This window comes from Patulibacter ginsengiterrae, from assembly GCF_056269115.1.
The window spans coordinates 173,970-199,242 of the sequence record NZ_JBWDOG010000005.1 but is presented as its reverse complement, the minus strand read 5'-3'; the positions used below and the strand labels follow the sequence as shown (position 1 = coordinate 199,242).

Annotated in this window: 29 protein-coding genes; 8 read left to right on the top strand and 21 right to left on the bottom strand. The window is 73.2% G+C overall.

Annotated features, from left to right (window positions below; all coding sequences use genetic code 11):
- Positions 1-9: 9 nt before the first annotated feature.
- Positions 10-2,652, bottom strand: coding sequence for a prenyltransferase/squalene oxidase repeat-containing protein (locus ACVUH9_RS10010; protein ID WP_475756418.1), 2,643 nt, complete (start codon positions 2,650-2,652; stop codon positions 10-12).
- A gap of 133 nt (positions 2,653-2,785) precedes the next feature.
- Between ACVUH9_RS10010 and ACVUH9_RS10005 the strand changes: the two genes are divergently transcribed.
- From ACVUH9_RS10005 to ACVUH9_RS09995, 3 genes are read left to right on the top strand one after another with little or no spacing between them, the layout of a single operon-like run.
- A complete protein-coding gene (locus tag ACVUH9_RS10005; protein ID WP_475756416.1) occupies positions 2,786-3,328 on the top strand; it encodes a DUF4395 domain-containing protein in 543 nt (180 codons plus the stop codon).
- Positions 3,329-3,354: 26 nt separating this feature from the next.
- Positions 3,355-4,068, top strand: coding sequence for a TetR/AcrR family transcriptional regulator (locus tag ACVUH9_RS10000; protein ID WP_475756414.1), 714 nt, complete (start codon positions 3,355-3,357; stop codon positions 4,066-4,068).
- Entirely contained in the window at positions 4,068-4,493 is a 426-nt protein-coding gene (locus ACVUH9_RS09995) for a hypothetical protein (protein WP_475756412.1), read from the top strand. The genes ACVUH9_RS10000 and ACVUH9_RS09995 overlap by 1 nt, the downstream gene beginning before the upstream one ends.
- Positions 4,494-4,568: 75 nt before the next feature.
- Here the strand turns inward: ACVUH9_RS09995 and ACVUH9_RS09990 are convergent, their stop codons facing one another.
- The gene (locus tag ACVUH9_RS09990) at positions 4,569-5,096 is read right to left on the bottom strand and encodes a hypothetical protein (RefSeq protein WP_475756410.1); all 528 of its coding nucleotides are present in this window, start codon (positions 5,094-5,096) and stop codon (positions 4,569-4,571) included.
- 324 nt (positions 5,097-5,420) lie between these two features.
- Between ACVUH9_RS09990 and ACVUH9_RS09985 the strand changes: the two genes are divergently transcribed.
- Positions 5,421-5,945 (top strand): hypothetical protein, encoded by a 525-nt coding sequence (locus tag ACVUH9_RS09985; protein ID WP_475756408.1) that lies wholly within the window; start codon positions 5,421-5,423, stop codon positions 5,943-5,945.
- Positions 5,946-6,030: 85 nt separating this feature from the next.
- Here the strand turns inward: ACVUH9_RS09985 and ACVUH9_RS09980 are convergent, their stop codons facing one another.
- Genes ACVUH9_RS09980 through ACVUH9_RS09965 form a run of 4 tightly spaced genes read right to left on the bottom strand, consistent with a single transcriptional unit; the run spans position 6,031 to position 9,399 of the window.
- The gene (locus ACVUH9_RS09980; RefSeq protein WP_475756406.1) at positions 6,031-6,216 is read right to left on the bottom strand and encodes a hypothetical protein; all 186 of its coding nucleotides are present in this window, start codon (positions 6,214-6,216) and stop codon (positions 6,031-6,033) included.
- Positions 6,216-6,887 (bottom strand): response regulator, encoded by a 672-nt coding sequence (locus ACVUH9_RS09975; RefSeq protein WP_475756405.1) that lies wholly within the window; start codon positions 6,885-6,887, stop codon positions 6,216-6,218. Before ACVUH9_RS09975 ends, ACVUH9_RS09980 begins: the two co-directional genes overlap by 1 nt.
- Positions 6,884-8,236, bottom strand: a complete 1,353-nt coding sequence (locus ACVUH9_RS09970) for a sensor histidine kinase (protein WP_475756403.1) — start codon at positions 8,234-8,236, stop codon at positions 6,884-6,886. Before ACVUH9_RS09970 ends, ACVUH9_RS09975 begins: the two co-directional genes overlap by 4 nt.
- On the bottom strand, positions 8,233-9,399 hold the full coding sequence (locus ACVUH9_RS09965) for a PspC domain-containing protein (protein WP_475756401.1): 1,167 nt from the start codon (positions 9,397-9,399) through the stop codon (positions 8,233-8,235). The genes ACVUH9_RS09970 and ACVUH9_RS09965 overlap by 4 nt, the downstream gene beginning before the upstream one ends.
- 148 nt (positions 9,400-9,547) lie before the next feature.
- Here ACVUH9_RS09965 and ACVUH9_RS09960 point away from each other — a divergent pair, with 148 nt between their 5' ends.
- On the top strand, positions 9,548-10,012 hold the full coding sequence (locus ACVUH9_RS09960; RefSeq protein ID WP_475756399.1) for a hypothetical protein: 465 nt from the start codon (positions 9,548-9,550) through the stop codon (positions 10,010-10,012).
- On the opposite strand, the gene ACVUH9_RS09955 is transcribed toward ACVUH9_RS09960, so the two are convergent.
- From ACVUH9_RS09955 to ACVUH9_RS09945, 3 genes are all read right to left on the bottom strand, one after another.
- The gene (locus tag ACVUH9_RS09955; RefSeq protein ID WP_475756397.1) at positions 10,009-10,518 is read right to left on the bottom strand and encodes a methylated-DNA--[protein]-cysteine S-methyltransferase; all 510 of its coding nucleotides are present in this window, start codon (positions 10,516-10,518) and stop codon (positions 10,009-10,011) included. The genes ACVUH9_RS09960 and ACVUH9_RS09955 overlap by 4 nt on opposite strands.
- Before the next feature lie 324 nt (positions 10,519-10,842).
- Entirely contained in the window at positions 10,843-11,817 is a 975-nt protein-coding gene (gene rarD, locus ACVUH9_RS09950; protein ID WP_475756395.1) for an EamA family transporter RarD, read from the bottom strand.
- A 126-nt stretch (positions 11,818-11,943) separates the two neighbouring features.
- The gene (locus tag ACVUH9_RS09945; protein WP_475756393.1) at positions 11,944-12,702 is read right to left on the bottom strand and encodes a glutathione S-transferase family protein; all 759 of its coding nucleotides are present in this window, start codon (positions 12,700-12,702) and stop codon (positions 11,944-11,946) included.
- A gap of 188 nt (positions 12,703-12,890) precedes the next feature.
- On the opposite strand from ACVUH9_RS09945, the gene ACVUH9_RS09940 reads away from it, so the two are divergent.
- On the top strand, positions 12,891-13,370 hold the full coding sequence (locus ACVUH9_RS09940; protein ID WP_475756391.1) for a Fur family transcriptional regulator: 480 nt from the start codon (positions 12,891-12,893) through the stop codon (positions 13,368-13,370).
- Positions 13,371-13,473: 103 nt separating this feature from the next.
- Here the strand turns inward: ACVUH9_RS09940 and crcB are convergent, their stop codons facing one another.
- From crcB to ACVUH9_RS09885, 11 genes are read right to left on the bottom strand one after another with little or no spacing between them, the layout of a single operon-like run.
- Entirely contained in the window at positions 13,474-13,845 is a 372-nt protein-coding gene (gene crcB, locus ACVUH9_RS09935; protein ID WP_475756389.1) for a fluoride efflux transporter CrcB, read from the bottom strand.
- Positions 13,842-14,342, bottom strand: a complete 501-nt coding sequence (locus ACVUH9_RS09930) for a CrcB family protein (RefSeq protein WP_475756387.1) — start codon at positions 14,340-14,342, stop codon at positions 13,842-13,844. The genes crcB and ACVUH9_RS09930 overlap by 4 nt, the downstream gene beginning before the upstream one ends.
- Complete coding sequence (locus ACVUH9_RS09925; protein WP_475756385.1) at positions 14,339-15,721, bottom strand: ammonium transporter; 1,383 nt, start codon at positions 15,719-15,721, stop codon at positions 14,339-14,341. The genes ACVUH9_RS09930 and ACVUH9_RS09925 overlap by 4 nt, the downstream gene beginning before the upstream one ends.
- Positions 15,722-15,742: 21 nt before the next feature.
- Entirely contained in the window at positions 15,743-16,696 is a 954-nt protein-coding gene (locus tag ACVUH9_RS09920; RefSeq protein WP_475756383.1) for an urease accessory protein UreD, read from the bottom strand.
- 7 nt (positions 16,697-16,703) lie between these two features.
- Positions 16,704-17,336 carry an urease accessory protein UreG gene (gene ureG, locus ACVUH9_RS09915; protein WP_475756381.1) on the bottom strand — a complete coding sequence of 211 codons (633 nt, stop codon included), beginning with the start codon at positions 17,334-17,336 and terminating at the stop codon, positions 16,704-16,706.
- A 29-nt stretch (positions 17,337-17,365) separates the two neighbouring features.
- A complete protein-coding gene (locus tag ACVUH9_RS09910; protein WP_475756379.1) occupies positions 17,366-18,049 on the bottom strand; it encodes an urease accessory protein UreF in 684 nt (227 codons plus the stop codon).
- Entirely contained in the window at positions 18,049-19,773 is a 1,725-nt protein-coding gene (gene ureC / locus ACVUH9_RS09905; RefSeq protein WP_475756565.1) for an urease subunit alpha, read from the bottom strand. Before ureC ends, ACVUH9_RS09910 begins: the two co-directional genes overlap by 1 nt.
- Positions 19,773-20,246, bottom strand: coding sequence for an urease subunit beta (gene ureB, locus ACVUH9_RS09900; RefSeq protein ID WP_475756377.1), 474 nt, complete (start codon positions 20,244-20,246; stop codon positions 19,773-19,775). Before ureB ends, ureC begins: the two co-directional genes overlap by 1 nt.
- A gap of 15 nt (positions 20,247-20,261) precedes the next feature.
- Positions 20,262-21,137 carry a sirohydrochlorin chelatase gene (locus ACVUH9_RS09895; RefSeq protein ID WP_475756375.1) on the bottom strand — a complete coding sequence of 292 codons (876 nt, stop codon included), beginning with the start codon at positions 21,135-21,137 and terminating at the stop codon, positions 20,262-20,264.
- A 6-nt stretch (positions 21,138-21,143) separates the two neighbouring features.
- On the bottom strand, positions 21,144-21,449 hold the full coding sequence (locus tag ACVUH9_RS09890) for an urease subunit gamma (RefSeq protein ID WP_475756373.1): 306 nt from the start codon (positions 21,447-21,449) through the stop codon (positions 21,144-21,146).
- Positions 21,446-22,447, bottom strand: a complete 1,002-nt coding sequence (locus tag ACVUH9_RS09885; protein ID WP_475756371.1) for an urea transporter — start codon at positions 22,445-22,447, stop codon at positions 21,446-21,448. The genes ACVUH9_RS09890 and ACVUH9_RS09885 overlap by 4 nt, the downstream gene beginning before the upstream one ends.
- Positions 22,448-23,115: 668 nt before the next feature.
- On the opposite strand from ACVUH9_RS09885, the gene nicT reads away from it, so the two are divergent.
- Complete coding sequence (nicT, locus tag ACVUH9_RS09880; protein ID WP_475756369.1) at positions 23,116-24,273, top strand: Nickel transporter NicT; 1,158 nt, start codon at positions 23,116-23,118, stop codon at positions 24,271-24,273.
- A gap of 32 nt (positions 24,274-24,305) precedes the next feature.
- On the opposite strand, the gene ACVUH9_RS09875 is transcribed toward nicT, so the two are convergent.
- On the bottom strand, positions 24,306-24,686 hold the full coding sequence (locus ACVUH9_RS09875) for a cupin domain-containing protein (RefSeq protein WP_475756367.1): 381 nt from the start codon (positions 24,684-24,686) through the stop codon (positions 24,306-24,308).
- A gap of 81 nt (positions 24,687-24,767) precedes the next feature.
- Here ACVUH9_RS09875 and ACVUH9_RS09870 point away from each other — a divergent pair, with 81 nt between their 5' ends.
- Complete coding sequence (locus ACVUH9_RS09870) at positions 24,768-25,235, top strand: MarR family winged helix-turn-helix transcriptional regulator (RefSeq protein WP_475756365.1); 468 nt, start codon at positions 24,768-24,770, stop codon at positions 25,233-25,235.
- Positions 25,236-25,273: the final 38 nt, after the last annotated feature.

Genomic DNA, 25,273 nt, shown 5'->3' with positions numbered 1-25,273 from the left:
TTGCGGGGGTCATGCGGCGACCTCGGTGGGCGCGGCCTCCGCCGATCCGGACGACGGCTGCGCGCTCGCGGCGGACGACGCCGCAGCGGCGGCAGCGCGGGCCGTGCCGCGGCGCCCGGCCAGCAGGCCGAGCCCGACCACCAGCAGGCCGGGAACGGCGAACAGCCAGGGGAAGAGCGGAAACGGCGGCAGCGCCGCGACGGCGCGGTAGTTGCCGACGTTGTCGCTCATCACGCCGATCATCGGCGTCAGGTTCCCCAGGATTTGCGGCCAGCGCTCCTGGAGGCGGACGATCGCCGGCAGTCGCTCGCGGATCTGCGCGTCGCTCAGGCCCGCGGCCCGCAGCGCGGGGACCAGCTCGGTCCGGATCGCCCCCTGGCCGACGGCGATCGTGCCGAACTGGCCCTGGACCCGCTGGACCGTGGCGCGGGTCTCGACCGTCCGGAAGGCCTCGATCATCCGCCCGCCCTGCGGCGCGCGGGTGAACATCTGGAAGGCCAGCGGCGCGAGCAGCAAGCCGACGCCCACGACGAGCAGCCCCCGCCGGAGCGGGATCCAGCCCCGCCGCTGGACGAGGCCGGCGGCGGCGAGCAGCACGAGCAGCGCCCCGGGCACGACGAAGAACCAGGGGAAGAGCCGGAACGACGGCAGCGCCGCGACCGCCTCGTAGGTCGTTCGGTTGGCGCTGATCGTGCCGAGCAGGCTGGTGAAGCTGCGGTGGACCTCCGGCCACTGCTGGGCGAAGAGCAGGAACTGGGGGAAGCGCTGCTGGAACGCGCGGGTCGCCGCCGCCGGATCCTGGTCCGGGAACAGCAGCGCGGGGACCTCCGCCGCGGCCTGGCGGGCGCCGGCGTCGACCTGGGCGACGTCGCGCTGGAAGCCGGCCAGCCGCTGCTCCTGCATGTACGGGGCGAACGCCTCGACCATCGTCGCGCCCTGCGGGGCCCGCTCGAACATGCCGACGGCGAACGGCGTCGCGAGCAGCGCCAGGCCGACGAGCAGCACCGGCAGCAGCAGCCAGCGGCGGCGCGGGGCCGGCCGGACCGCCGCCTGCCGTTGGGCGGAGAAGCCGCCCGCGCGGGCGGCGCCGCGGATCAGCGGGCGACCGACGAACGACCCCGCCGCGGCGGCCGCGGCGAGCCCGGCCGTGACCGGCGGCACCGCCCCGGTCGGGCGCGGGCGCAGCCGTTCGGCCCCGAGCCCGAACAGGATCAGCAGCACCAGCGTCCCCGCGAGCAGCAGCGTGACCCGCTGCTCGCCGCTGAGCTCGTCGTCGCTGGCCCCCGCCTTCGTCGCCAGCTTCGGGGTCGCCGTCGCGCCGACGACCGTCCCCGACACGTTGCTGCCGCCACCCCCGCCGCCGGCCGCCGGCTTCGTGGCCTTGCCGGCGGCCGCCTGCTTGCCCGCACCCTTCGCGCCGCGCTTGCCCTTGCTGTCGGTCGCGTCGTTGCCCGAGCGCTGACCACGGCGGCTGGCCGTGGCACCGCGGTAGGCGCCGCCGTCGCCGGAGGTCGACCCCTCGCCGCTGACCCCGCTCGAAGCGGTGCCGGCGCTGACCCGCCGCGACGACTCGTCGTGGCCCCGGACCTTGTCGGCCTTGCGCTTCGTCGCCGACGGCCCCGCGGTCCGCGCCTCGACCGGGGCGAGCCGGAAGCCCTTGCCGTCGAAGGCCGCGAACGCCTGGGCCGTGTCGAGCACCGACGGCGGGGTCTTCTCGTCGTAGGCGCCGGTTGCGGTCAGGCCCCCGCTGGCCTGTTGCTGGTAGTCGCTCAGGCCCTGCCGGACGGTCTTGCCGGTGGTCGTCCGCAGCGTCGTGATCCCGAGCTCCTTCAGCGCCTGGAGCGTGAACGCGGTCGCCGGGACCGACGCCGGGGTGATCGCCTTGTCGAGTCGCGTGTTCGGCACGATCCCGCCGTCGTTGCCCTGCGCCGCGTGCAGGTAGGCGAGGCCGTCCCGGACGGGCGCGTCGTCGGCGCCGACGACGCGGGTCGCGGAGAGCGCCTGGAGCACGAGCGCCGTCGACGCGCTGTCGGCGTTGCCGCTCGGCCCCCAGGCGCCGTCGGAGGTCGCCGTCGCCAGCAGCGCGCGAGCGGTCGCGGCGGCGACCCGCTCGTTCTCGCTCCCGCCGGCGGAGAGCAGCCCGAAGACGGCGAGCGCGGCGCCCCGCGGATCGGTTCGGGCGACGTCCTCCGAGAGCCGCGCGCGCAGCTTCGCGGCCGGCCGTCCGTAGCGCGTGGCGCCGAGCCGACCGCTGCTCTGGACCAGCGCCAGCAGCCCGAGGTCGCCGACGGAGGTGAACCGCTTGCGGTGCGCGATCAGGTAATCGGAGGCGCTGCGGCCGCCCTTCAGCCACTCGTCCTGCGGGTTCTTGCCCGCGGCGAGCAGGGCGACCGATGCCCACAGGCTCGTCTCCGGATCGGACCGGCGGCCGTGGCGGATCCCGAAGCCGCCGTCGTCGTTCTGCGCCTGCTCGACGAACTCCGCCGCCGCCGATGCGCTGCCGGCGGCCTGGACCGGAGCTGGCGCCGCGACCACCAGGGTCGCCAGCGCGACGACGAGCAGCAGCACGGCCAGCAGCCCGCGACCGAGCGGGCCGCGCTCGCCCAGCGCCGGGGGGACGACGCCCCGCTGAGCGGCGACGGCGACCGGCACGGAGGACGTGATCGAACGGGGCCGTGGGCGGCCGGAGAGAAGGGCGGGAAGGACGAGCGACACGAGAGTTCGAAAAACAATACTCAAATCACATCCGATTTACCTAGTTTCACTGCGCTATCCTTGTTCGGCCATGTCCGCTCCGCCCGCCCCCAGCCCGTCGTTCTTCTCGTTCCCGAACCCGGTCAACGACGTGGCCGCACGGGTGATCGCCGGCGGCGTGGTCGTGCTCGGGCTGGCCGCGATCGCCCTCCAGGCCCCGTGGCTGAGCGTCGTCCTCGCGCTCGGGTTCGCCGCCCGCCTCGCGGCCGGGCCGAAGGCGAGCCCGCTCGGCCTGCTCGCCACCCGCGTGGTCGTCCCCCGCCTCGGCCTGCCTCCGCGCTTCGTCGCCGGACCGCCGAAGCGCTTCGCGCAGGCGATCGGCCTCGCGTTCGCGGGCGCCGCCGCCGTGCTCTCGCTCGCGGCCGGGCTCGACACCGCCGCCTACGTCGTGCTCGGCGCGCTGGTCGTCGCCGCCACGCTCGAGGCCGCGTTCGGCGTCTGCCTCGGCTGTCGGGCCTTCGCCGTCCTGATCCGCCTCGGCGTCGTGCCCGAGGAGGTCTGCGAGAGCTGCAACGACATCTGGATCGGGCGCGAGCGGCCGGTCCCGCCCACGGACACCACCGTCGGTTCGTGAGCGGCACCGCGAGTACGATCCCGCCGGTGAGCGAGCGGAGCGAGAGCGCCGGGCGGCCCGGCCGACGGCGGCGGGCCGGCGGAGCGGGCGGGTCGGGCACCCAGCTCCCGTCCGGCCGCCATGGGCTCTCGCGCGCGTTCGTGGTCGAGCACCAGCGCGAGCGGATCGTCGAGGCGGTCGTCGAGGTCGTCGACTCCCACGGCTACCCGGCCGCTGCGGTCGAGCGGATCGCCTCCCACGCCGGGGTCTCGCGGCGCACCTTCTACGAGCAGTTCTCCGGCAAGGAGGACGCCTTCCTCCAGACCTACGACCTGCTCGCCAGCGGCCTGATCGAGCGGATCCGCGACGCCGCCGAGCGGGCGGACGAGCCGGAGGCCGCCGACGGGACGATCGACGCCGCGCTGCGGGCCGCGCTCGCGGCCCTGCTCGAGGACTTCGCCGCCGAGCCGACGGTCGCCCACCTGCTGGTCGTCGACGTGCTGGTCGTCGGCCAGGCGGCGATCGAGCGACGCGACGCCCACATGCGCACGCTCGTCGACCTGCTGCAGCGGGCCGCGGTCGCGGGGACCGGCGCCCCGCTGCCCGCGCTCGCCGCCGAGGGCCTGGTCGGCGCGGTCTACGACGTGGTCTACAAGCGCGTCGCCGCCGGCGAGGCCGAGCAGCTGCCCACGCTGCTCGACGACCTCGACGCGTTCGCGCGCACGCTCTTCCGCCGCGACCCCGACCCGCGCTCCGCCTGATGCGCCGCGAAGCCCCGACCGAGCTGGCCCTCGCCTCCTACCAGCAGGTGCTCGACCGGGTCTACCGACGCAGCCACGAGCTGCTGCCGTCCGCGCCGAGCTGGCGCGCCGGCCTCTACCTCTCGGTCCGCGCCTGCTACGCCGAGATGCGCTCGGAGCCCGACGCGCTCCAGATGCACTTCGTCGTCACCACGCGCGATCCCCAGGTCCAGCAGGTCCGGACCGACCACCGCGAACGCCTGCTCGCGCTGCTCGACAGCTCCCGCGACGACGCCCCCGCACGGGTCCAGGCCGAGCTGGCGCTGAGCATGATCCACGCGACGATCCGCAGCCGGATCCTGGCCGGCGAGCCGCCGCCCGACGTCGATGCGGCCGAGCAGACCTTCGCCACGGTGCTGTTCGCGTACGACGCGTCGCCCCGCTGAGCGGGCCGCCCTCGGCCGACGCCGCTCCCACCGCCGCCCGGGAGCGGTCCCGGCTCGGGCCGGACGCGCCGTCGGTCAGTGCGCGATCAGCTTGATCGCGACGACGATCAGCCCGAGCACGACCTCGCCCGCGACCACGACCACCTTGCCCCAGGTCGGGATCGCCGTGCCACGGACCGCCAGCGACCCGACCACCGCGAGGGTCAGGATCTGGGTCGCCGCCGCCCAGCCGAGCGCGGTTCCCAGGCTCCACCAGCCCGTCTCGGTGCTGAGCACGAGCACCGTCGGCAGCACCGCGACCGCGAGGATCTCGCGGTGGCTGGACAGCAGCTCCCGCAGCTCGTGCCGGCCCGGCCACGCCTGATGGACGGCAAACCGCGCGGTCAGCCCCGCGAACAGGCTCGCCGCCCACAGCGCACCGACCGCGACGACCAGCGTGATCGCGGCCTCGATCGCGTCGTCGTCATGGCGCGCCTCCAGCAGCGTGACGATCGACGCCAGCACCGAGACCGTCCCGTAGACCCGCTCGCGTAGGTGCTCGGCGGCGACCGCCGGCTCGGGGGGAACGCGGTCTCCGCGGGAGGCTCGGGCGTCGGCCGTCATCGCCGCAGCGTAGGCGATGACGGCCGATCGTCGACCGTCGCCGCCGGGCCGCGGATCCAGCCTCCCCCGGGTAGGTTCCCCGGACCATGCGTGCTCCCCGTCCCGCCGTTCTCCTGATCCCTGCCGCTCGCGCTCGTCGCCGCCGGTGGACCACTGGCCACCGCCGCCGACGAGGCCTCCAAGCCACCCAAGGCGATCCTGTCCGACCTCGCCCGCGATCTGGGCAAGGTCTCCAGCTACCGAGTCGCGGCCACGCAGACGGATGCCGACGGCCGGCTGGCCCTGACGGCGGACGTCTCGAAGACGGGCAGCTTCGCGATCTCGATGCGCCAGGGCGAGACCTCCGCACGGATGATGGCGCTGCCCTCGGCCTTCTACCTGCAGGGCAACGCCGGGTACTGGAAGCAGGTCGGCGGCAAGGACGACGGCCCCGCTGCCGCCCGCCAGTTCGCCAACCGCTGGGTCAAGATGGCCCGCTCGGACGCCGACGAGTTCGGCGCGGTGGTCGACCAGCTGGCGCCCGCGGGCATGGCGTCCTGCGTCACCCGCAACACCGGGACGCTCGCCAAGGGCGGGACCACCACGATCGACGGCAAGCGGGCGATCGTGATCGTCGACAAGGGCGACAAGCCCGGCACGACCCCCGGCCGGCTGTACGTGACCGCCGCGGGTCCGACGCTCCCGATCCGCAGCGTCCAGACCGGCAAGCGCCGCCCCGGCGGCCGGCTCGACCCCCGCTGCGACGACGAACGCGACACCTCGACCGCGTCCGAGATGCGCTTCAGCCGCTTCGACCAGCCCCTGAAGCTGACCGCGCCGAAGGGCGCGATCGACCTGACCGACCGCTGAGTCGCGCCGGGCGTCGAGCCGGACGACGTCGCGGTCCGCGAGACCCCGGCGTCGCGCGTGGGGATCGCCGAGGGTCTCCCCGCCCCTACGGCGCGGCCCCGGGCGACGCCCCGCGACGCGGCTCCGCCCGCTCCGCGCGGTCGAGCGCCCACAGCCCGCCACCGCAGGCCCGGCAGCAGGCGATCACCCGGACCTGGTCGTAGCGCCAGCGGGCGCCGCAGCCGACGCAGGCGTAGCGGGTGGCGTCGGCCGCGGGCAGGACGGGAGCCATCAGGCCTGGTCCCCGTCGGCCTCCGGGTCGACGAGCCCGCGGGTCGTCGCCCAGTGGCTCAGCTCGTGGCGCGAGGAGAGCTGGAGCTTGCGCAGCACCGAGCTGACGTGGGTCTCGACCGTCCGCGGACTCACCTCCAGCCGCAACGCGATCCGCTTGTACGCGTAGCCGCGCGCGATGTGGTGGAGGACCTCGCGCTCGCGCGGCGTCAGCTGCTCCAGCTCGGCGTCCCGCTTCGCGGGCTCCGGCGCGGTGAACGCCTGGAGCACGAAGGCCGCCAGCCGCGGACTGAAGTACGCGTCGCCCTGCCGCACCCGCTCGATCGCGGTCAGCAGCGCGTCGGTGTCGATCGTCTTGGTGACGTAGCCGCGGGCCCCGGCGCGCACCATCGGCACGACGTCCTCCGGCGCGTCGGAGACCGACAGCGCCAGGAAGGCCGGGGCGTCGGGCACGTCGCGGAAGGCCTCGAGCACGGCCAGGCCGCCGCCGTCCGGGAGGTGGACGTCGAGCAGGACCACGTCCGGCGTGGTCCGCTGGATCACCGCGATCGCCGCGGCCGGTGCCTCGGCCTCGCCGACGATCTCGCAGGCGTCGGCCAGCTCCGCGCGGACGCCCGCACGGAAGAGGTGGTGGTCGTCGACGAGCACGACCCGCGTCACGTCCGGGCTCATCGTGCTCCCCTTCCGGTCGCCGGCAGTCGCAGCGCGACCTCGGTCCCCTCGCCGGCCGCGCTCTCGATCGTCGCGCTGCCGCCGACGCTCGCCATCCGCGCCAGGATCGAGTCGCGCACACCGCGCCGCCGCGGCGAGACCGACTCGAGCTCGAAGCCCGGCCCCTCGTCGCGGACGTAGACCTCGGAGCCGCCCGGCCCGAGCTCGGCGAAGACCACGATCGCCGCCCCGGGCGCGTGACGCGCGGCGTTGCGCAGCGCCTCCCGCGTGGCCGCCGCGAGCGCGTCGCCGCGGCCGTCGAGCGGAAGGTCGCCGAGCACGGTCGCCTCGATCGTGACCGGCTGCTCGGCCTCGACCTCCTCGACGACCGCGTGCAGCGCCCCGGCCAGCGAGTCCTCGCCGGCGTCGGCCTGCCCCGCGAGCCACGCCCGCAGCTCCCGCTCCTGGTGGCGCGCGAGCCGGGTGACCGCGGCCGGGTCGCCGGCCTGGCGCTGGACCAGCGAGAGCGTCTGCAGGACCGAGTCGTGGAGGTGCGCCGCCATCCGTGCCCGCTCGTCCTCGTGGGACCGCGCCAGCCGGTTGCGGTCGGCGGTCGCGGTCGCGCCGACGAGCAGCGGCAGCCCCACGAGCGCGATCGCCGCGACGACGACCGCCCCGACCAGCAGCATCGGGAACCGGCCGACGCCGGAAGCGCCGATCTCCAGCAGCGACGTCGCTCGAACGCTGGAGACGTACGGCCCGAGCGCGACCAGCGCCAGCCACGCCGCGCAGCCGATCAGCAGCACGCCGAGCAGGATCCGCCACGGCCCGACCCGCGCCGGCTGGTTGCCGGTCAGCTGCCGCCACGGCGAGCGCGTGGCCCGCGCGCCGGCCCCCTGGGCGCGGCGGTGGAGGTCGTAGCTGACGAGCACGAGACCGCAGAGCGCCAGCAGCGACGCGACCACCAGCAGCCCGGGGATCCGGTACCCGGTGACCCGCTCGGCGACCAGCGCCAGCAGCGGAAGCCCGAGGATCGGCAGCGCGCTCAGGTATGCGGCGCCGTCGGCGCCGCGCAGGCCCCGCACGACCGCCGGGCCGAACAGCGCCGCCAGTAGCGGCAGCACGGCCACGGAGAGCGCGACCGACGCGACCCGCAGGCCGTCGCCGTCGGCGGTCAGCGCCAGCAGCAGCGCGGCGAGCAGCAGCATGCCGGTCAGCGCGGTCGTCCGCCAGGCCGGGTCGTGCCATGGCCGCCGACGCGCGGCGACGTCCGGTGCGGGGGCGGGGATCGGCGCGGCCGCGTCGCTCACGGCCGTCACGGCGGAGGCGTCTGTCGCGCCCCCGTTCGTCCCCTGCTCCGACGCGCTCATCCGACGCTCCCCGCCGGCGCGCAGGCCCCGGCCCGGCGCGTCTCCTGCTCCCGCTCGTAGCGCGCGTTCTGGCGCTTCCAGGTCCGCCAGAGCCGCTTGACGGCCGGCGAGTTGCGGCGCGACTCGCGCCACTCCGGTCGCCGGTCCTCGGGCGACAGCGGCGGCTGCCGCTGCAACAGGTCCGGCCACTCGGGGGTTGCCAGCGGATCGATCGCCTCGGGATAGTCCCGCAGCCACAGCTCGCCGCGGACGGTGCGGAAGTCGATCCGGACCGTCGCCGCGCGAGGGTCGCTGCTGCGGCGCGACCAGTGACCCGCTCCGCTGAGGCGCGGGTCGCCGTAGAACATCATCGGCTGGGGCCCGTAGGAGCCACCGAGCCGCCCCAGGACCGCGTCGGTCAGCCGCGTGCTGAGCAGCGTCGTCCGGTAGTCGACCTCCAGGTCGAGGCAACGGTCGGTCGGCAGCGCGACCACCGTCCGGCCGGTACCCGAGTCGATCCGGACCGGCACGCTGGTGCCCGCCGCCGGCCGCAGCGCACGGAGGTCGACGAGCAGGTCGCCGAGCCCGGCACGGTAGCCGTCCTTCGGCAGCGCCGTGACCGTCGTCGGGCGCGCGATCACGGTCTTCGAGCTCGGCTCGATCCGCACGCCGCTGGCCGCGACCACCGTCGCCGCGAGCGCCAGCGCAGCCAGCGGCGGGAGGACCCACGCCGGTCGGATCGTGGGCCACGCGACCAGGGTCCCGACGACCAGCACCGCGACTGCGACCGCGACCGTCCAGCCGAAGCCGAAGACCGCCGCGACGGCGCCGAGCAGCGCGAGCGCCCCGAGCCCCGCGCAGGCGGCGAGCACCAACGCCGCCGTGGCGAGGCCGCGGACGAGCGGCGGGGCGTCCTCCGCCTCGCCCTCGCCGTCGCTCGGCAGCACCAGCCAGCAGACGAGGTAGGCGAGCACCCCGATCCCGAGCACCATCGTCGCGAAGCTGCCGAGCACCACGGCGGCGGCGAGGCCGACCAGCAGCGTCGCGAGCACGGCCAGCGCCCGGACCGGCCCGACCGGCACTCCGGTCCGTTGGGCGAGACCGTGGCAGACGCCGCCGATCCAGCGTCCCTCGGTCGAGCGACGCAGCGGCGGCGTTGGAGGATGCGAGCGGGGGGATTCCATGCGTCAACGATCTTCCGGGGCCCAGCCAGGCCGCACAATCCGCGATGCCCCGGAGCGATCTCAGGGATGTCCCGGAGACGCCGCTCCCGCCGACTGCCGTCCCGCGTACGCTGGAACGCCCGCCGGGGCCTGGACTATCCTCCGCTCCATGCAGCGTCGAATCGTGCGGTCGGGCGTCGTCCTCGTGGCCGTGGCGGCCACCGGCCTCGCCACCGTGGCCAACGCGACCGCCGCGGGCGCCCCCGATCCCGACGGACGTTACCGGGGCAACCTCGTCGCCGAGACCGCGGTCGACGGCGGACCGGTCTTCTTCGACGTCGCCTCCGACGGCAAGCGGATCACACGTTGGCGGGTGACGATGAACGTGACCTGCGCGTCCTATCCGGTCCGCGTCGACCTGATCACGCAGACGATGCCGACGATGAAGGTCGCCGCCAACGGGCGCTTCCGGAGCGTCTTCACCGGCCCGGTCGACGGCTTCGACGCCCGGATCGAGGTCAGCGGGCGCCTCAAGGGTCGCCGGGTGACCCAGGGCAAGATCGACTACGACGTCAAGTTCCGTACCGGCACCTGCACGCGAACGGCCGACTGGACCGCCAAGCGGAAGCCCTAGGCCGCCGTCGCGCCCGGCCCAGGACGGGACGTCTGCTCGAGGTCGAGCAGCAGCCGCTTGCGCTCGATCCCGCCGCCGTAGCCGGTCAGCGATCCGTCGGCCCCGATCACCCGGTGGCAGGGCACGATCACCGAGATCGGGTTGCGGCCGTTGGCGAGCCCGACCGCCCGCACCGCGCTCGGCTGCCCGATGGTCCGGGCCAGCTCGCCGTAGCTGACGGTCTCGCCGAAGGGGATCTCCCGGAGCGCCCGCCAGACGCGCTGCTGGAACGGCGTGCCGTCGAGGGCCAGGTCGAGCTGGAACGCCGTCCGGTCACCGGCGAAGTACGCGGCCAGCTGGTCGCGGACGTCGCCGAAGCCGTCCGGCTCGTGCCGCCAGTCGGCCGCGACCGCCATCGGCCGGGGGCCGGCCTGCATGTAGAGCCCGCGCAGAGCCCGGTCGTCGCCGACGAGCAGCAGCTCGCCGATCGCACTGTCGATGGTCGTGTACCGCAGGGCGGAAGTCATGCTGGCGTCCTCGTGTGTCGCGATCTGCCCGAGCCCGGCGTCCCCGTCCCGACCCGGCGACATGCGCCGACGGCCGCTGGGGTCCCGAAGCTCACCACGACACCGTCCCACGGCGGCGGGCCGATGTCTGGCAGGAATCCGACACGGAGGTGCAGCGGACTGATGCGGATTTACCGCCATATAGGCCATGAATCCGCATCAGTTCGCCCCACCTCGGCCGCCCCGCCGCCAGCTGATGCAGGTTGGCGTTGCCGGGGAACGCCAACCTGCATCAGCCACCCGACCCCGCGCCACCCGGACCCCGCACCCCCGGCCCCCGCGCCCTCAACCCACCAACGACGCCCCGCGCGTCTCCGTCTCCGCCGCCGAGCCACCCGGCTCCCCATCCGGCCCACCGGGCGCCCCCGGCCCCCGGCCCCCGCCGGCCCGCGACCGCCGCAGCCGGACCGCGCCCTCGACTGCCAACAGCGCGACCGCGATCCAGATCGGCACGTAGGTGAGCAGCTGCCCGCTCGCCAGGCCCTCGCCGAGCAGCAGCGCCACGAGCACCAGCAGCACCGGCTCGACGTAGGAGAGCAGCCCGAAGAGGCCGAACGGCAGCAGCCGGCTGGCGAGCATGTAGATGCTCACCGCGCCGGCGCTCATCAGGCCCATCAACGGCAGCAGCACGAAGAGCTTCGGATGGTCGGAGAGGACGGCCAGCGGCCGGTCGCTGGCGACCAGGAACCAGACCGCGACCGGCACCATCAGCAGCATGTCGCACCAGAGACCGCCGAAGTGGTCGGTCCCCAGCGTGCGGCGGAGGACGAAGTAGACCGGGTAGCCGAGCGCCACGACCATCGTCGGCCAGGCGAAGTTGCCCAGGACGAACAGCTCGTTGCCCACGCCGAGCACGGCCGCGAAGGTCGCCAGCTGCTGGAACCGCGAGAGTCGCTCGCCGTAGACCACCCGGCCGACCAGCACCATCGCCAGCGGCAGCAGGAAGTACCCGAGCGAGACCTCCAGCGCCCGGCCGTGGACCGGGGCCCAGGTGAAGAGCCAGAACTGGATGCCGAGCAGCGCCGACGACAGGGCCAGCCCGAACAGGACGAGCGGACGCTCGCGAACGAGGCGGACCACCCGCCGGATCGACTCGTCCCCGCCGAACCCGGCGGCGAAGGCGGTGGCGATCGGCAGCGTCAGGACCACCCGCCAGCCGAAGATCGCCTCGCCGCTCAGCGGCGTCAGGCGCGACGTCAGGTAGTACAGCGCGCCGAACAGGACGGACGCCAGGATCGATGCGACCACGCCCCGAGACACGACGACTGTTGTACCGACCATCCGATGTCGCGGGGTGGCGCCTGTCGTGGCGCGCCCCGTGGCGTTGGTCTCGGACGTCTCCCACCCGGTTCGGCCGAACGGGCTTCCTGCAGGCCCCACCGCCCCTCAGACGACCGGCGGCCGCTCCTCGACGTAGAGGCGGTCGGCGAAGCGGCCGGCCGGGCGCTCCCGCATCCGCGTGACCTTGCCCGCCATCGTCGCGGGCAGCGCCTCCAGCGGCGGCAGCTTCAGGCCGTAGCGCGCGGGCAGCAGGATCGGCGAGGAGAGCGCGGCGAAGGCCAGGTCGGCGGCGGTGAAGCGGTCTCCGACGAGGTAGCGGCGGCCGTCGGAGAGCCGCTCGTCGACCTCGTCGAAGACCCGCTCGACCCGCTCCCAGGCCGCGTCGGCGGCGGCCGCGTCGACCCCGAGCACCCGCCGGATCGTGAGGTCGACGAGCGGCCCGCCGAAGCGGAAGACGCGCCGCTCCCACGGCGGGATCCCGACCAACGACCACTGCGCCAGCTGCTCGGCCACGGGCAGCGTCTCCTGGTACAGCCACAGCCGCCCGTCGGGGCCGAGGCCCTCGTCGAACCTCGTTTCGAGCTCCGCCGCCTCGTGCCCGAGCGGCCCGTCGGGGTAGAGCCGCCGTGCGGGCTCCAGCCGGCGATCGGCCCAGCGCAGGATCTCGGAGGAGTCGGGGACCACCTCACCGGTCTCGGAGACGAAGACCGGCACCGTCCGGCCGCCTCCGGCCCGCCGCGCGGCCACCATGTGGATCCCCTGCAGGTGCCCCTGCTCGCCGTAGTCGACCTCGGCCCGCTCGAGCGCCCAGCGGGCCTTCTCGCAGAAGTGGCTGATCGGGATCGTCACCAGACGCGCACGCACGCGGCGAGTCTCCCACGCCGTCGGGGTCCCTCGACCGAACCGCGGCGCGATCGCCGTTCCCGCTCGGCGACGGACACCGTCACGGGGGCTGCGGGCCGCTCGCGGTCGGCCCGCCCGAGCTCCCGAACGGCTCCTGCCGACACGGTACGCTCGGCGACAGCAGCGCGACGTCAACGGCTCGAGCAGACATGACCCGCACCCACGCAGCAGCAGGTGTCGACGCACCGGATCTCGATTCGGCGCTCGCGGTCCTGCGCAGCCAGGGGATGCGTGCCTCCGCCGCCCGCCGGCTCGTGCTCGGCACGCTCTACGCCGCGGACGCCCCACTGACCGCCGACCAGGTCGCGGGCGGGCTCGACGGCCTGTTGCCCCAGTCGGATCTGGCGTCGGTCTACCGCAACCTCGAGACGCTCGAGCGGGCAGGCCTCGTCCGCCACGTGCACCTCGGCCACGGCCCCGGCCTCTACATGCGCGCGTCGGGGCCCCAGCACGAGTACCTGCTGTGCGAGGAGTGCGGGGCGGTGCGGGTGATCGAGCCCGCCGCGCTCGACCGCGTCCGCGAGCTGATCCAGCGCGAGTTCGCGCACGAGGCGCACTTCACCCACTTCCCGCTCGTCGGCCTCTGCAGCACCTGCGCCACCGCGGCCCACCGGACCGACGACGCCTAGCTCGTCCGCCGGCCCCGCGCCCGATGACCGGGAACGCCGCCGCGACGACGACGCCGGGACCCGAACGAGGATCGGTCCCGGGCACGTCCGAGCCGGGGAGGTCCTAGAACAGCCCCTCGCCCACGAGCTTGCCCAGCAGCGCGAAGCCGAAGCCGAGCAGGATGCTCCCGAACAGGTTCAGCATCGCGGTCTCGACGTGGCCGCCGCGGGTCATCTTCTCGCTGTCGCCGATCCAGGTCGAGTAGGTCGTGTAGGCGCCGATCAGGCCCGTGCCCACCAGCAGGTGGGCGTCGCCGACGACCCCCGCGCCGTAGACCAGCCCGACCAGGAAGCTGCCCGACATGTTCACGGTGAACGTCCCGAGCGGGAACGGCGTCCGCTTGTGCCCGTCGATCGTGGCCCCGATCCCGGTCCGCAGGATCGCGCCGCAGCCGCCGAGGGCGAGCACGCCGATCCACAGGAAGACCTGGCTCACGTCGCCTCCGTCGTCCGATCCGCGAGCAGGAACGCGCCGCGCGCGACGAGCAGTCCGGCGCCGATGCTCGCCGCCCCGTAGGCGACCGCGATCCAGCCGTCGCCGCCGTCGACCAGCTTGACCAGCTCCAGCTGCATGGTCGCGAAGGTCGTCAGCCCCCCGCAGAAGCCGGAGACGAGGAACGCCCGCTCGAGGGGACGCGGACGCTGGGCCAGGCGGGTGGCCGTCCAGACGAGGATGAAGACGCCGATCAGGTTGATCATCAGCGTCGGCCACGGGAACTCGCCCGGATCGGTCGGCACGAGCTTCTCGAGCACGGCGCGCGTCCCGGCCCCGACGGCACCGCCCGCGAAGACGAACGCCCAGTGCGTGCCGCTGCGCTCGATCCGTCGCCCGTGGGCGATCGCGCTGACGTCGACGACGCTCCGCAGCGGCGCGGCACGACCGCGGGCGCGCCAGCCGGCGAGCCCCCCGGGCGACGGAGCGTCGCTGCTCATCCGTCGTGGCCCCGGTCGCGGCCGGCGAGCGCCTCACGCACCCGTTCGAGGACCTCGGCGTCGGATGCTCCGGTCCCCGGGGCCGATCCCCCGGCGGTCGTGCCCGCGCCCGCCGCCGCGGTCGGCGTGGCCGCCAGGTCCTCGATCCGCTGCACCAGACCGGCGGTGAACTCCTCCGCCTGGCCGCCGCCCGGCACCTCCTGGTACTCCTCCGCGGTGCGGAAGCCGACGGTCCTGTCGACCGCCTGCGCGATCAGGTAGGTGACCACGAACGAGTAGGCGCCCGTCGCCAGCAGCGCGACCGCCTGCTTCCCGAGCAGCGACAGGTCGCCACCGTAGAACAGCCCCTCGCTCCCGCTGAAGGTGCCGGTCGCGAAGAGCCCGATCATCAGCATGCCGACGATCCCGCCCCAGCCGTGGACGCCGACGACGTCGAGCGTGTCGTCGATCCCGAACTTGAACTTGAAGCCGATCGCGAACGAGCAGACGACGCCGGCGGCGATCCCGATCAGGAGCGCCCCGGTCGCGTTGACCTCGCCGCAGGCCGGCGTGATCGCGACCATCCCCGCCACCGCCGAGGTCAGGAAGCCGATCATGTTGACCTTGCCGAAGCGGAGGCGGTCGAGCACGACCCAGCCGAGCATGCCGCCGGCCGCGCCGAGCTGCGTGTTGAGGAACGCGGCCGGCGCCGCACCCTCGTCCTGCAGCGCCGATCCGGCGTTGAAGCCGAACCAGCCGAACCACAGCAGGCCGAGCCCGATCGCCACCAGCGGGATGCTGGCCGGACGCTCCTCGATTCGCTGGAAGTCCTTGCGCTTGCGCAGCACGATCGCGCAGGCCAGCCCCGCCATCCCGGAGTTCAGCTCGACGACCGTGCCGCCGGCGAAGTCGAGCGCGCCGAGCTTGTGCGTGACCCAGCCGCCGTCGGAGAAGACCCAGTGGCAGATCGGGATGAAGACCAGGACCGACCAGAACCCGACGAAGACGATCCAGCCCTTGCTGCTCGCCCGGCCCGCGATCGAGCCGCTGATCAGCGCGACCGTGATGATCGCGAACGAGAGCATGAAGCACGAGAAGATCAGCGTCGGGATCCCGTTGCTGGTCGTCTCGTCGGCGCCGATCCCGTTCATCAGGACCTGGTCGAGGTTGCCGATCAGGCCGGCCCCGCCGACGTCGCCGCTGAAGGCGAGCGAGTAGCCGAACAGGAACCAGATGATCGTCACGATCCCGAGGCAGACGAAGCTCATCCGCAGCATCGTGAGCACGTGGTTCGTGCGGACCATGCCGCCGTAGAAGAACGCGAGACCTGGCGTCATCAACAGCACCATCGCGGTGCTCGCCATCAACCAAGCGGTGTTGCCGTTGTCGACACCAGGCATGCGGATTGCTCCTTGCTGTGGTCAGTTGAGGTAGGTCGTGGACTTGCGCATCCGCGGGGCGGGCACCCCGATCAGCCGCCGCCGGGCGGCGTCCCAGACGTCGCGCATCGCGCGGTCGAGGACGGGTGAGTCGCTACCGAGCATCCGGACCCACGCCCCGCACTCCCCGGGCAGCACGCTGACGCCCCAACGGAGGTCGGCGTCGACCAGCGCGGCGCGCATCGCGTCGGCGATCTCGGCGGCCGGAGCCGCGTCGCTGACCACGTGCAGGGCCGCGATCTGGTCGGCGTCGCCGAGCACGCCCGGGCCGGCGATCCCGTCCGCGGTCAGTCCCGGGGCCAGGCGGACGCGGTCGAGCACCAGCGGGGTGCCGTCGGGCCGGAGGAGCTCCAGGTCGGTGGCGACGATGTCGTAGTCGTGCCGCTCGCCGTGACCCAGCCGGCCCGCCCGGATCGTCTCGCCGACGATCGCCGTCGTCCCCGGCGCGACCGTCACCCGCGTCCGGTGGTAAGAGCGGGAGCCCGCGCAGGGGATGATCGGGTCGGGCAGGTACTCGAGCAGCGAGCCCTCGCCCACGGTCAGGTTGACCACGCTGGTGGCGTAGTCGTGCTCCATCTGCATGACCTTCGTGGCGCCCTGGGTGGTCAGGTGCAGGGCGCTGCCGGCGGCGCAGGTCGCGTCGATCCGGAAGCGATCGCCCTGGACCATCCCCGCCCCCGCCGACATGATCAGCACGATCGCGAGGTCGGGCCGGGAGGGGTCGTAGTAGAGCGGCCGGATCACCTGCAGCGGCGAGCGCTGGTAGCGCTTGACCAGCTCGGTCCGGCCGTCGATCGGGGCGAACTCGAGGTCGAGGATCGCGACCTTGCCGGCCGCGCCGGCCGGGAGCATCTCGGGCACCGACGAGTAGGCGGCGACCTCGCCCGGCAGCGGCCGGGGCTCGTAGTGCTCGGGACTCAGGCGCGCGATCGGCATCTCGCGCTCAGCCCGCGGCCAGCGCGCCGCGGCGTGCTTCGAGGTAGTCGACGATCTCGGTCACGCCCTGGCCGTCGAGCGAGTTGGTGAGCAGGACCGGCCGGCCGTCGCGGACCTCGAGCGCGTCTCGGTGCATCCGGTCGAGGTCGCAGCGGACGTACTGGGCGATGTCGATCTTGTTGATCACCAGCAGGTCGCACTCGGTGATCCCGGGCCCGCGCTTGCGCGGCATCTTGTCGCCCTCGGCCGTGTCGAGCACGAACAGGAAGAGGTCGACGAGCGCGGGGCTGAAGGTCAGCGTCAGGTTGTCGCCGCCGCTCTCGTAGAGCAGCGTGTCGACGTCGGGGAAGGCATCGAGCATCTCGGCGCCCGCCGCGAGGTTCATCGTCGGGTCGTCGCGGACGGCGGTGTGCGGGCAGGCCCCCGTCTCGACCCCGACGACCCGCGCCGGGTCGAGGGTCCCGTCGAGCGAGCGACGCACGTGCGCGGCGTCCTCCTGGGTGTAGATGTCGTTGGTGATCACCGCCGGCCGGTGGCCGCGCGCGATCAGCACCGGCACCATCGCCTCGATCAGCGCGGTCTTGCCGGAGCCGACGGGGCCGCCGATGCCGACCCGTTGCAGGTCATCTGTGCTGGTCATGCGTTTCCTCTCATCGGGGTGTCGTCCGCTCAACTCGCGAACAGCTTTGCCTCGGCCCGTTCGTGCCGGGCCGACATCACGTCGACGAGCGGTGCGCAGCCGCCGACGTCCTCCAACGGGCGCAGGACCGCCGCCGCCGTCGCCTGCTCGATCACCGGCGCCACCCCGCGGATCAGGGTCTGGGCGCTGCGGTGGTCGGCGAGTCGCAGCCGCAGCGCGGCCCCCGCGAACGAGGTGCAGAAGGCGAACAGGTCGGCCGCGACCGCCTCGGCGCAGCCGACGTCCATCCCGGCGTAGACGACGCCGGTGACCACGGCCTGGGTCCCGGGCGTCTCGCGTGCGGCGACCAGCTCGGTCAGCCGCTCCAGCTGCGGCGAGGGGAAGACCTCGGCGCAGACCGGCAGCAGCTGGCGGCCGATCCGCAGCGACGCCTGCCGTGGCTCCAGCGTCAGCTTGCTGGCCAGCAGCCGCGCGTCGGCCTGACGGACCAGCTCCCAGTCATCGCTCGTGGCCCCGCGGTGGGCGAGCGCCAGGGCGGTCGCGTCGGCCGGACCGATCGCGTGCAGCAGCAGGTCGCGCAGCAGTCCGGGGACCGCCGCCGCGTCGATCGCGCGGTCCTGGGCGTAGCCCTCCAACCCGTGCGAGAGCGTGTAGCTCCCGCTCGGGAAGGCCGAGTCCATCAACTGCCAGGTGACCAGGTCCGCGGAGCGCATCAGACCAGGAAGAACAGCCGGGTGAGCGGCAGCTCCTTGGCGGGGTCGATCGTCACGATCTCGCCGTCGACGGTCACCTTGAACGTCTCCGGATCGACCTGGATGTTCGGCACCCGGTCGTTGCGGACCATGTGCTGCTTCCCGATCGAGCGGCAGTTGCGGACCGGGATGATCTGGCGGTCGAGCTCGAGCTGCTCGGGGATCCCCGCGGCGATCCCGGCCTCGGCCATGAACGTGACGCCGGTCGACTGGCGGGCCTTGCCGTAGGCGCCGAACATCGGCCGGTAGTAGACGGGCTGCGGGGTCGGCAGCGAGGCGTTCGGGTCGCCCATCGCCGCCCAGCTGACCATCCCGCCCTTGACGATCAGGCGCGGCTTGGCGGCGAACGAGGCGATCGGCCACTGGACGAGGTCAGCGACCTTGCCCGGCGCGATCGACCCGATCGCGTGGCTGACCCCGTTGGTGATCGCGGGGTTGATCGTCACCTTCGCGAGGTACCGGAGCACCCGCTGGTTGTCGTTGTTGCCCGTCTCCTCCGCGAGCGCCCCGAACTGGGCCTTGCAGTGGTGGGCGATCTGGAACGCGCGGGTGACCGACTCGCCGACGCGGCCCATCGCCTGCGAGTCCGACGAGATCATGCTGATCACGCCGAGGTCGTGGAGCACCGTCTCGGCGGCGATCGTCTCCGCCCGCACGCGACTGTCGGCGAACGAGACGTCCTCCGGGATGTCGTGGCTGAGGTGGTGGCAGACCATCACCATGTCGAGCAGCTCGTCGACCGAGTTGATCCCGTACGGCAGCGTCGGGTTCGTCGACGACGGCAGCACGTTCGGCTCGCCCGTGACGCGCATGATGTCCGGGGCGTGGCCGCCGCCGGCGCCCTCGCTGTGGAACGTGTGGATCGCGCGGCCGTTGAACGCCGAGCGCGTGTCCTCGAAGTAGCCCGACTCGTTGAGGCTGTCGGTGTGGATCGCGACCTGGACGTCGTAGCGGTCGGCGGCGCTCAGGGCGCAGTCGATCACCGCCGGCGTCGCGCCGAAGTCCTCGTGCACCTTCAGCCCGGCCGCGCCACCCTCGAGCTGCTCGTTGAGCGAGATCGGCAGGCTCGAGTTGCCCTTGCCCATGATCCCGATGTTGACCGGCATCCCTTCGCTCGCCTCGAGCATCCGCTGGATGTTCCAGGGGCCCGGGGTGCAGGTGCAGCCGTTGCTGGCGTCGGTCGGGCCGGTGCCGCCGCCGAAGAGGGTCGTGATGCCGTTGGTCAGCGCGTGCTCGGCCTGCTGCGGGGCGAGGAAGTGGACGTGGGTGTCGATCGCTCCCGCGGTGATGATCGTGTGCTCGCCGGCGATGATCTCGGTGCCGGCGCCGATGATCAGCTCGGGGTGGATGTCGTCCTGGATGCCCGGGTTGCCGGCCTTGCCGACCCCGACGATCAGGCCGTTCCGGACCCCGATGTCGCCCTTGACCACGCCGAGCAGCGGGTCGAGCACGATCGCGTTGGTGATGACCAGGTCGAGCATCCCCTCGGCCGAGACGCCGGACGGGTCGGCGGCCATCCCGTCGCGGGCGGTCTTGCCGCCGCCGTAGACCGCCTCGTCGCCGTAGCGGCCCTCGTGGAAGTCCTTCTCGATCTCGATGACGAGGTTGGTGTCCGCGAGCCGCACGCGGTCGCCCGTCGTCGGGCCGAACAGGTCGGCGTATTCCTTGCGCGAGATCTTGGTCATCATCGGCCTCTCTTCGTGCTCTTCGTGGTGCGCTTGGTCTTGGCCCGGCCCTTCGGCTCGGCGACCGTCTGGGAGCTCTCGTAGCCGGCGTCGTCGGTCTCGCCGGTGTCCTCGAAGCCGAGCTCGCGCATCCGCTCGATCGCGTGGTTGCGGTTGTCGCGGCCGCGGATGCCGCCCTGGACCAGCCCGCTGAACCCGGCGAGGAAGCCGAGCCCGCCGTAGTTGCAGACCTGGACCTCGTGGGTGTCCCCGGGCTCGAAGCGGACGGCGGTGCCGGCCGGCAGGTCGAGGTGCTTCCCGAGCGCGGCGACGCGGTCGAAGCGCAGCGCCCGGTTGGCCTCGAAGAAGTGGTAGTGCGACCCGATCTGGATCGCGCGGTCGCCGGTGTTGACGACCCGCAGCTTCGTCTTCTCGCGGTTGGCGTTGATCTCGATGTCGCCGCTGGCGAACATGTATCGGTCGTTGGCTGCCATCTCGGTGCTCCTCGCTCAGCCGACGGCCAGATGGTCGCGGGCGTGGGAATCGGTGTGGTCGTGCGGGTGGCGGTGGTCGTGGCCTTCGCCGCCGGACGCGTGGTCAGGGCCGTGCGCGTGGCCGTGGCCGTGGGGGCCGTCGTCGCCGTGGCTGTGCGCGAAGCCGTGGTGGTGGTCGGCGTCGTGGGCCGTCGCGACCCCGTCGTCGCCGTGGCGGGCGAGCCGGTGCAGCGCCGTCGCGACGCGGGCGGCGACCACCGGGGCGACCGCCGAGGCCGAGAGCAGCGGCCCGTCCGCGCCCTCCGGCACGCTGAAGTCGGCGGGCACCACCGCGACCCGGGTCGCTCCGAGCCGCCGGCAGCGCTCGAGGCCTTCGAGGTGGCCGCCGCCGGCCGGCCGCAGGCCGACCTCGACCATCGCGTGGGTGCCGTGAGTCCGCACGAGCGCCGCGATCCGGTACAGCTCCGCGTCGTCGAACGGGTCGGCGATCCGCGCGGTGATCAGGATCGCCGTGTCGTCGTCGTTGAGCCGGCGGCAGGCCGCCCGCAGCCAGCTGATGAGGTGGTCGGCAGTACCGAACGGCGGCGCCAGGGCGATCGCTCCGGCGTGTGCGCCGCGCGCCGCCCAACGGACCGTGCGGGCGGTGTTCGCGACCAGGCGCGGGTCGCGTCCCAGCGTCATCGGCACGACGACGACCGGGTGCTCCGCGACCCGCGACGCGAGCGCCTGCTCGATGGCCTGCTCCAGCTCGCGTCCGGGCGCCGCCACCTGCGGCGTCAGCCCCGCGAGCGCACGCTGGCCGTCGAGCACCGGCAGCGTCCGGCCTCCGTCGCTCTCGTGTCCGCCGACCAGGATCACGGCGGCGGCCCGAGCGTGACCTTCGGTGGCCATCGCTCCTCAGCCGCCGACCGGGTCGTGGCACGAGACGAGCTTCGTCCCGTCCATGAAGGTCGCCTCGACCTGGATCAGATCGGCCATCTCGCGGACGCCGTCCATCACGTCCTTGGCCGAGACGACCTGCTTGCCGAGCTCCATGCACTCGGCGACGGTCCTGCCGTCTCGGGCGCCCTCGAGGATCGCCTCCGAGATCAGGGCGACGGCCTCGCTGAAGTTCAGCGGGACCCCTCGGTCGCGCCGCCTTCGTGCGAGGTCGGCGACGATGTAGATGTTCAGCTTGTCCTGCTCACGAGGCGAGAGGTTCATGGGGCGCTCGGCTCCTTCTGCTTCGGGGTCGTTACGGCGGTGAAGACGGGCACGGCGGCCAGGAACGCCCAGACCGTCAAGTTGAACGGCCACGTCAGGGTGTGGCCCCCGACGGGGGCGAAGAGGTTGGCCATCGTGGCCGTGAGGACGGTCGAGAAGACGGCGGCCGCGACGGCGAAGGCGAGGTTGGTCGCGGTCGGGGCGAGGAACGTGGCCCCCAGCGCGATCATCACCAGGACCGCGTTGTAGCCGTAGATGCCCTCGGTGATCAGCGACGCCGGGGCGCCGACGGCCCAGGCGGTCAGCGTCCCGATCACGCTGCCGGCGGCGGCTGCGGCCAGCACCGTGCGGCTGGCCAGGCCGAGGCCCACGAGCATGATCGCGCCGGCCCACCACTTGTCGAGCAGGAAGATCTCGGCGACGTTGGTGAAGAACGACTCCACCAGGTTCCCGAGCGTCATCGACGTGCTCCCGGTGGTGATGCTGGGGACCGAGGCCGCGCTCGGCCCGCCGTGCCAGATCCGCTCGAAGCCGGGAGCGCCGATCACGATCGCCGAGCCCACCAGGCAGAACGGCCCGGTCAGCGCGGGCAGCCTCCAGACGCCGAGCGTGGTCGACAGCGCCGCCGTCGCGACCGTGCAGGCGATCGCGCCGCTGATCGCGACCAGCCAGGAGGACGGGTGCAGGCCGAGGTAGGTGACGGCCGCGATCCCGATCAGGGCGCCGCAGTAGCCCTCGAGGCCGTGGTAGATGCGCTGACGGTCGACGCCCAGGACCACGGCCGTGCCCGTCGCGACCCCGGCCCCGAGGAGTCCGAAGACCCCCGGCTTCCAGCCCGCCGAGAACAGCGCGATCGTGATCAGGACCCCGGTGACGAGCTTGTCCTGGAGGTCGACCTGGCCGACCCCGCGCAGGGTCTCGATGGCGAAGCGCGCGGGCTGACGCTCGTGCCACGGGATCTGGCTGCCCGAGGCGGCGTCACCGGGGATCGTGCTCATCGACCGCGCCCTCTCCGTGTCGTCCTGGGGTGCGAGAGACACGCTTCCGTATCCACCGAAAATCTCGGTCGCTCGCCTGCTGACTCCGCCGCGACACTACCGACCGACACTCGCTGAGTCCACCTCTAATTCGCCGTCCATGCGCGTTAGCAAGATCCAGGCCGAGCATCCTTTCGCAACTGCAAATAGGTCGCAATAAAAGGAAGATGGCGAGAAGGCCCTGGCGCCCATATACCCCCGCGCCCGAGACCAGCTCACGCGACGGGACGGGCGCCCACGCCCGGAATAGCCTGGACGCAGGCCGCGCCTCCGAGCGACCCGGGAACGGTCACTCGCCCACGCGCCGCCCGGGAGCGACGCGGACGATATCCCTATGCCTATCGGCATATTCCCCCCTGGACCGCCCTCGGCAGGGGCCGGCGCCAGCCACCTCCGGGACACCCGCCGGCGACCGCCCACCGACCGATCCGCACGGCATCCGCCCTGCGGCCCGACGCCCCCAGACGCGCGACGGAGAAGATCCCCAACCGCACCAGCAGCCCGTAGCGAGACCCACAGACGAAGTGCAAAATCATTGCAGGAACAGAGCAGTTGCTGTACGTTCGAACCGCTTCCTCATTTGCCGATGCAACCGCAAATGACGGCCTGCTCACCAAGCGAGGTCTCGTATGCAAGCGTCACCAACGCTCACGTCCGGGCGTGTGGACCGCTGGTCGCGGCTGAAGGGCTCCCTGAGTCCGGCGGAGTGGCGCCGGATCGCCGCGATGCTCGCCGTCGTCGCCCTGCTGCACGTGCTCGGCTTCTTCATCCTGCTCGTGCTCGTGGTGCCCGACCACTTCGTCCTCGGCAGCACCGGCGTGTTCGGCCTCGGGCTCGGCCTGACCGCGTACACCCTCGGCCTGCGCCACGCCTTCGACGCCGACCACATCGCCGCGATCGACAACACGACCCGCAAGCTGATGTCGGACGGCCAGCGGCCGCTGGGGGTCGGCTTCTTCTTCTCGCTCGGCCACTCGACGGTGGTCTTCGCGCTCGCGCTGCTGTTCGCCTTCGGCCTCAAGGCGCTCGGCGCCCAGGTCGAGAACGACGGTTCGACCCTACAATCGGTGACCGGACTGGTCGGCACCGCGGTCTCCGGCACGTTCCTGATGGTGATCGGCCTGGTCAACCTCGTCGTGCTGATCGGGATCGTGCGGGTCTTCCGGCACATGCGCGCCGGACGACTCGACGAGGACCAGCTGAAGCGCCAGCTCGAGCAGCGCGGGGCGATGAGCCGCTTCTACGGGCGCTTCACCCGCTCGGTCACCAAGTCGTGGCAGATGTACCCGATCGGGATCCTGTTCGGCGTCGGATTCGACACCGCGACCGAGGTCGCGCTGCTCTTCCTCGCCGCCGGCGCCGCGTTCGGCGGGCTGCCGTTCTACGCGATCCTCTGCCTGCCGATCCTGTTCGCGGCCGGGATGTCGCTGCTCGACACGATCGACGGCGCGTTCATGAACTTCGCCTACGGCTGGGCGTTCGCCCAACCGGTGCGGAAGATCTACTACAACATGACGATCACGGGACTCTCCGTGGCGGTGGCGCTGATCGTCGGCTCGATCGAGCTCGTCTCGATCCTGGTCGAGAAGCTCCACCTCGAGGGTCCCGTCTGGGACGTCCTCGGCGGCCTCGACCTGCAGGCCGTCGGCTACTTCATCGTCGCCCTCTTCGTCGGCACCTGGGTCGTCGCCCTGCTCGTCTGGCGCTACGGCCACATCGAGGAGAAGTGGCAGGGCAAGCTCCGCAGCGGCGGGCCGGCCGCGGTGCCCGCACCGCAGGAGGACTGACCCGCACCCGGCCGCCGGCGCTCGGCCGCCGGTCAGGCGATCCAGGGCGGCGTCCCGCGACCGGTCGGCTCGCCGGGCACGCTGACCGCGACGCGCGCGACCCCCGCGACCAGCAGCTCGACGGCCTCCGGCGCCTCGATCCGGCGCGCGGATCCGGCCGGGAGCACGACGGCGTCGCCCCGGTCCAGGTCCAGCGCGACGTCGTCGAGGGTCACCCGCACCCGCCCGTCGACGACGGTCAGGACCTGCTCGGCGTCGGCGACGTGCAGCGGCCCGGCGGAGCCCGCGACCATCGCGACGCGCCACACGCTCAGCTGCTCGGTCCCGCCGAGCGTCGGTGAGGCCAACGTGGTCATCGCCGCGTTCGGCGTGACGGTGAGGCGCGCCTGAGCGGCGCGTACGACGGGGGACATGGGTCGCTCCAAGATTGGACAACTAGGTTGTCGATAGACAATCAGGTTGTCCTCCGCCGGTCAAGTCGGGATCATCGCCGGGTGCCCGCGCCACGCTTCGAGACCGATCTCCCGTTGCTGCTCGCCGGCGGGTTCCGCCTCGTCCTCGACCGGATGCACGCGCAGCTCGACGCGGAGGGCTTCGACGACGTTCGCCCGCTGTACGGCTTCGCCCTCCAGGCGATCGGCCGCGAGGGCGTGACGACCTCCGAGCTCGGGCGTCGGCTCGGGATCACGAAGCAGGCGGCCGCGAAGACCGTGGCCCGGCTGGAGGACGCCCGCCTGATCACGCGCTCCGCCGACCAGGACCGCCGCGCCCAGCGGCTCAACGTCAGCGAGCGTGGCCGGCAGCTGCTGGCGGTCTCCGCCCGGGCGATCGTCGCCGAGCGACGACGTTGGATCGACCAGCTCGGCGAGGACCGGCTGACGGCGCTCGAGGACGGGCTGCGGATCCTGCTGACCGAGGCCGGGGACGTCGATCTCCACGGCCTGCCCGGCCTGCTCCGCTGAAGCGCGACGCAGGCCGGCGGCTACGCTCTCCGCCTGAC

Bases quoted from the DNA above. Each gene is read 5' to 3' on its own strand.
- ACVUH9_RS09920 (WP_475756383.1), bottom strand. From the start codon at position 16,696: ATGCCGATCGCGCGCCTGAGTCCCGAGCACTACGAGCCCCGGCCGCTG.
- ACVUH9_RS09940 (WP_475756391.1), top strand. From the start codon at position 12,891: ATGACCCGCACCCACGCAGCAGCAGGTGTCGACGCACCGGATCTCGAT.
- ACVUH9_RS09890 (WP_475756373.1), bottom strand. From the start codon at position 21,449: ATGAACCTCTCGCCTCGTGAGCAGGACAAGCTGAACATCTACATCGTC.
- ACVUH9_RS09980 (WP_475756406.1), bottom strand. From the start codon at position 6,216: ATGGCTCCCGTCCTGCCCGCGGCCGACGCCACCCGCTACGCCTGCGTC.
- nicT (WP_475756369.1), top strand. From the start codon at position 23,116: ATGCAAGCGTCACCAACGCTCACGTCCGGGCGTGTGGACCGCTGGTCG.
- ureG (WP_475756381.1), bottom strand. From the start codon at position 17,336: ATGACCAGCACAGATGACCTGCAACGGGTCGGCATCGGCGGCCCCGTC.
- ureC (WP_475756565.1), bottom strand. From the start codon at position 19,773: ATGACCAAGATCTCGCGCAAGGAATACGCCGACCTGTTCGGCCCGACG.
- ACVUH9_RS09875 (WP_475756367.1), bottom strand. From the start codon at position 24,686: ATGTCCCCCGTCGTACGCGCCGCTCAGGCGCGCCTCACCGTCACGCCG.
- ACVUH9_RS09925 (WP_475756385.1), bottom strand. From the start codon at position 15,721: ATGCCTGGTGTCGACAACGGCAACACCGCTTGGTTGATGGCGAGCACC.
- ACVUH9_RS09960 (WP_475756399.1), top strand. From the start codon at position 9,548: ATGCAGCGTCGAATCGTGCGGTCGGGCGTCGTCCTCGTGGCCGTGGCG.
- ACVUH9_RS09995 (WP_475756412.1), top strand. From the start codon at position 4,068: ATGCGCCGCGAAGCCCCGACCGAGCTGGCCCTCGCCTCCTACCAGCAG.
- ACVUH9_RS09895 (WP_475756375.1), bottom strand. From the start codon at position 21,137: ATGGCCACCGAAGGTCACGCTCGGGCCGCCGCCGTGATCCTGGTCGGC.
- ureB (WP_475756377.1), bottom strand. From the start codon at position 20,246: ATGGCAGCCAACGACCGATACATGTTCGCCAGCGGCGACATCGAGATC.
- ACVUH9_RS09970 (WP_475756403.1), bottom strand. From the start codon at position 8,236: ATGAGCGCGTCGGAGCAGGGGACGAACGGGGGCGCGACAGACGCCTCC.
- ACVUH9_RS09985 (WP_475756408.1), top strand. From the start codon at position 5,421: ATGCGCCAGGGCGAGACCTCCGCACGGATGATGGCGCTGCCCTCGGCC.
- ACVUH9_RS09955 (WP_475756397.1), bottom strand. From the start codon at position 10,518: ATGACTTCCGCCCTGCGGTACACGACCATCGACAGTGCGATCGGCGAG.
- ACVUH9_RS09975 (WP_475756405.1), bottom strand. From the start codon at position 6,887: ATGAGCCCGGACGTGACGCGGGTCGTGCTCGTCGACGACCACCACCTC.
- ACVUH9_RS09885 (WP_475756371.1), bottom strand. From the start codon at position 22,447: ATGAGCACGATCCCCGGTGACGCCGCCTCGGGCAGCCAGATCCCGTGG.
- ACVUH9_RS09930 (WP_475756387.1), bottom strand. From the start codon at position 14,342: ATGAGCAGCGACGCTCCGTCGCCCGGGGGGCTCGCCGGCTGGCGCGCC.
- ACVUH9_RS09910 (WP_475756379.1), bottom strand. From the start codon at position 18,049: ATGCGCTCCGCGGACCTGGTCACCTGGCAGTTGATGGACTCGGCCTTC.
- ACVUH9_RS09990 (WP_475756410.1), bottom strand. From the start codon at position 5,096: ATGACGGCCGACGCCCGAGCCTCCCGCGGAGACCGCGTTCCCCCCGAG.
- ACVUH9_RS09965 (WP_475756401.1), bottom strand. From the start codon at position 9,399: ATGGAATCCCCCCGCTCGCATCCTCCAACGCCGCCGCTGCGTCGCTCG.
- ACVUH9_RS10005 (WP_475756416.1), top strand. From the start codon at position 2,786: ATGTCCGCTCCGCCCGCCCCCAGCCCGTCGTTCTTCTCGTTCCCGAAC.